Here is a 3286-nt window from a genome sequence, read left to right on the forward strand (position 1 = left end):
CGGGGACTTGCACCTCTGCTCCTCATTAACCGGCTATCAGTGAGTGTGGACTATTGGCGACGCGATCAAGAGGAATAGCCGCGTGGCCGTTAACATCGCTTTATTCGACGATCTCGATGCGGTGGCGCGCGACGCCGGCGATGCACTGACGCGGGACGCGCAGCCGGTGATGTTCGACCGGCTCGACTGGTTCAGGCTCGTCAACGATTTCACTCCGCCCAAGGGCAAGCCGCTTATCGTGCGCGCCCGGAACGGAAAGGCGAGCGCCTGGCTGTTCATGGCGGCGAGCGGCGGCAGCGCCGTCCCGCTCTCCAACTGGTACAGCCTTCGCTACGGCCCGGTCGTGGACGGTGCGGACGGCGATGCCGCCGTCCAGGCTCTCGGCGAAGGTCTTCGGCAGGCCGGAATCGGGCAGCTTTCGCTCTCTCCGATGAACGAGGAGGATCCCCTTCCCGCAGCCCTGAAGAAGCAGGGCTGGATGACCCTCCGGAGCGCCGCGACGATCAACTGGCGTATCCGCACCGCCGGCATGAGCTTCGAGGACTATTGGGCCTCCCGCCCCTCTCGTCTGCGCAACACCGCCAAGCGCCGTGCAAAGGCGGCGAAGCTCGATCTCGTCGTCCGCCACGACTTCGACCCCAAGGCATGGGAGGATTATGAGAGCGTCTACAACGCCAGCTGGAAGCCCGCCGAAGGCTCGCCCACGCTGATGCGGCGGCTTGCCGAGGCCGAGGGTGCTGCGGGCACGCTCCGGCTCGGCCTCGCTTATCATGAGGGGCAGCCGGTGGCAGCGCAGCTCTGGACGGTGGAGCATGAGGTGGCGACCATCCACAAGCTCGCCTACCGGGAGGATGCAAGGCACCTGTCGCCCGGCACCATCCTCAGCATGGAGATGTTCCGCCGCGCGATCGACGAGGACAAGGTCGAGACGATCGACTTCGGCATAGGCGACGACGGCTACAAGCGGGACTGGATGGAGGAAGCGGTTCCGCTCTACGCGCTCACGGCTTACGATCTCAGGAGCCTCCGCGGGCTTGCCGGCCTCTGCCGCTCCGTCGCCGCAAAGCTTGTCCGGCGCGTTCGAAGCCTCTACGCGGCGCCGCAACGCGACGAGCAAGGGGATTGACGGTGGCGCTGACGGATGCGGGGGATGTGGACGCCACGTTGCGGGCGGTGCTGGTGGACGTGCTCGGCCTGCCCGAGGAGCGGGTGAGCGGCTTCACGGAGGCGACGCCGCTCTTTGGCGCGCTTCCGGAGTTCGACTCCATGGCCGTGGCCGGGCTTCTGACGGAACTCGAGGATCGTCTCGGGATCGTGATCGAGGATCATGAGGTCGATGCCGACATGCTCGAAAGCTACGGAGCGCTCCTCACCTTCGCACGGGCGAAGGCGCTGAGGTGAGTTCGGCCGGCGGTCTCGCCTACGGCCGCTACGCCACCGGAGGACGCGAGGAGTGGCTGATGCGGATCGGCCCGGCCGAGGGCGTGCCGATCCTGTTCCTTCCGCCGCTTTTCGAAGAGATGAACCGCACCCGCGCCTTCATCGCGACGATTATGCGGGAGCTTGCGCGGCGCGGCTACGGCTGCTGGCTCCCGGACCTGCCCGGCACGGGCGAGAGCAGCCTTGCGCTTGAGGCCTGCAGCTGGAGCGACTGGCGGACGGCCGTTCGCGACGCCGCCGAGCATGTCTCGCGCGTGGCCGGACGAACAGCGGCACTGGCGAGCGTCCGTGGCGGCGCGTTGCTGGACGAGGCGGCGGAGGCGGGCTGCCGCTGGCGGTTTGCTCCGGTGGAGGGGGCATCGCTTGCACGGGACATGGTCCGCGCGAGCATGCTGAAGCCCGAGCAGATGCAGGGGCCCTTCGTCGATCTTGCCGGCTACCGGCTCAGCGAGAGGCTGCTGGCCGCTCTTACCGATGCCAAGCTGCAGACGGTCGGCCGGGTCAGGACCGTAAGGCTGCACAGCGACCGCAACGAAGCCGACGGCAAGCTCGAAGGCACGGCCTTGTGGAGGCGCTCGGAACCTGCCAACGCGCCTGAGCTTGCGGCGCTAAGTGCCTCGGATATCGACGATTGGGTGGCAAGATGCGCCGCCTCCTGAGCTTCACCTGCGAAGGCGCGACACTGGCGGGCTCGCTGGACGAGGCGCGCGGCAGCACCGGCGTCCTCATCGTCACCGGCGGCAGCCAGACCCGCATCGGATCGCATCGCATGTTCGAGCGGCTGGCGGCAGCGCTCGCCGCGGAGGGCTATCCCTGCTTCCGCTTCGACCGCCGCGGCGTAGGCGACAGCGAGGGGGACGATCCGGGTTTCAAGGTGAGCGGACCCGATCTCAAGGCGGCTGCGGCGGCGTTCCGCGCCGAATGCCCCGGGCTCGAGCGGATCGCCGGCTTCGGCCTTTGCGACGGCGCAACCGCCCTCGCCCTGTTCGCGGCGGAGGCAGGCGTCGACCGCCTCCTCCTGGCCAATCCCTGGTTCGTCGAAGCCGAAGCCGGCGCTCCGCCGCCCGCCGCGATCAAGCAGCATTACCGGCAGCAGTTGATGAGCCTCAGCGGCTGGAAACGCCTGCTCGGGGGCGGCGTCTCCTACCGCAAGCTGCTCAAGGGCATCATGAAGGTCGCAAGGCCCGCTCCCGCCACGCTCGCCGGCGAAGTGGCCGCAAGCCTGGGCGCAAGCCCCCGGCCGGTGCGGATGCTCCTTGCCCGGGGCGATGCCACCGCGATCGCCGCCGAGGACGTCTGGTGCTCCAACGCCTTCACCCGGGTGCGCGGCCGGAGCCCGGCTCCGGTCCACATCGAAAGCGACTCGCACACCTTCGCCCGGGCGGGCGATGCGGAAGCCTTGCTGGCGGCGGTGCTCGGCGCCCTCAGGGCTTAAGCGGCGACGGAAGCCTCGAACTCGGCTTCGGCCAGGAACTTTTCGGCATCCAATGCCGCCATGCAGCCGGTGCCGGCGGCGGTGACCGCCTGCCGGTAGGTCTTGTCCATCACGTCCCCGCAGGCGAATACGCCCTCGATATTGGTACGCGTGGTGCCGGTCTCGACCTCGATATAGCCGTCGCGGTCGAGCGCGAGCTTGCCTTTGAAGAGCTCCGTCGCCGGCGAATGGCCGATCGCGACGAAACCGCCCTCGGCGTCGAGCCGCGAAATCTCGCCGGTGCGGGTATCGCGAAGCTCCAGCGCCACCAGCCCTTCCGGCTCGCCGCCGCCCACGAACTGCACCACTTCCTTGTTCCAGAGGACGTTGATGTTCGGATGCGCGAACAGCCGGTCCTGCAGGATCTTCTCG

Annotated in this window: 5 protein-coding genes; 4 read left to right on the forward strand and 1 reads right to left on the reverse strand. The window is 68.3% G+C overall.

Translation table 11 applies throughout. The annotated features are described in order from the left end of the window. Positions 1-82: 82 nt before the first annotated feature. From VF662_RS16800 to VF662_RS16815, 4 genes are read left to right on the forward strand one after another with little or no spacing between them, the layout of a single operon-like run. On the forward strand, positions 83-1126 hold the full coding sequence (locus VF662_RS16800; protein WP_464143099.1) for a GNAT family N-acetyltransferase: 1044 nt from the start codon (positions 83-85) through the stop codon (positions 1124-1126). 2 nt (positions 1127-1128) lie between these two features. Then, positions 1129-1401 (forward strand): acyl carrier protein, encoded by a 273-nt coding sequence (locus tag VF662_RS16805; protein ID WP_464143100.1) that lies wholly within the window; start codon positions 1129-1131, stop codon positions 1399-1401. Continuing rightward, on the forward strand, positions 1398-2099 hold the full coding sequence (locus tag VF662_RS16810) for an alpha/beta hydrolase family protein (RefSeq protein ID WP_464143101.1): 702 nt from the start codon (positions 1398-1400) through the stop codon (positions 2097-2099). Before VF662_RS16805 ends, VF662_RS16810 begins: the two co-directional genes overlap by 4 nt. Beyond that, a complete protein-coding gene (locus VF662_RS16815) occupies positions 2084-2875 on the forward strand; it encodes a hydrolase 1, exosortase A system-associated (protein ID WP_464143102.1) in 792 nt (263 codons plus the stop codon). The genes VF662_RS16810 and VF662_RS16815 overlap by 16 nt, the downstream gene beginning before the upstream one ends. Here the strand turns inward: VF662_RS16815 and VF662_RS16820 are convergent. Next, on the reverse strand, positions 2872-3286 hold a 415-nt coding region (locus VF662_RS16820; protein WP_464143103.1), incomplete at its 5' end, for an NAD(P)/FAD-dependent oxidoreductase. The genes VF662_RS16815 and VF662_RS16820 overlap by 4 nt on opposite strands.

Source organism: Allosphingosinicella sp. (assembly GCF_036387215.1).
Taxonomy (GTDB): Bacteria; Pseudomonadota; Alphaproteobacteria; order Sphingomonadales; family Sphingomonadaceae; genus Allosphingosinicella.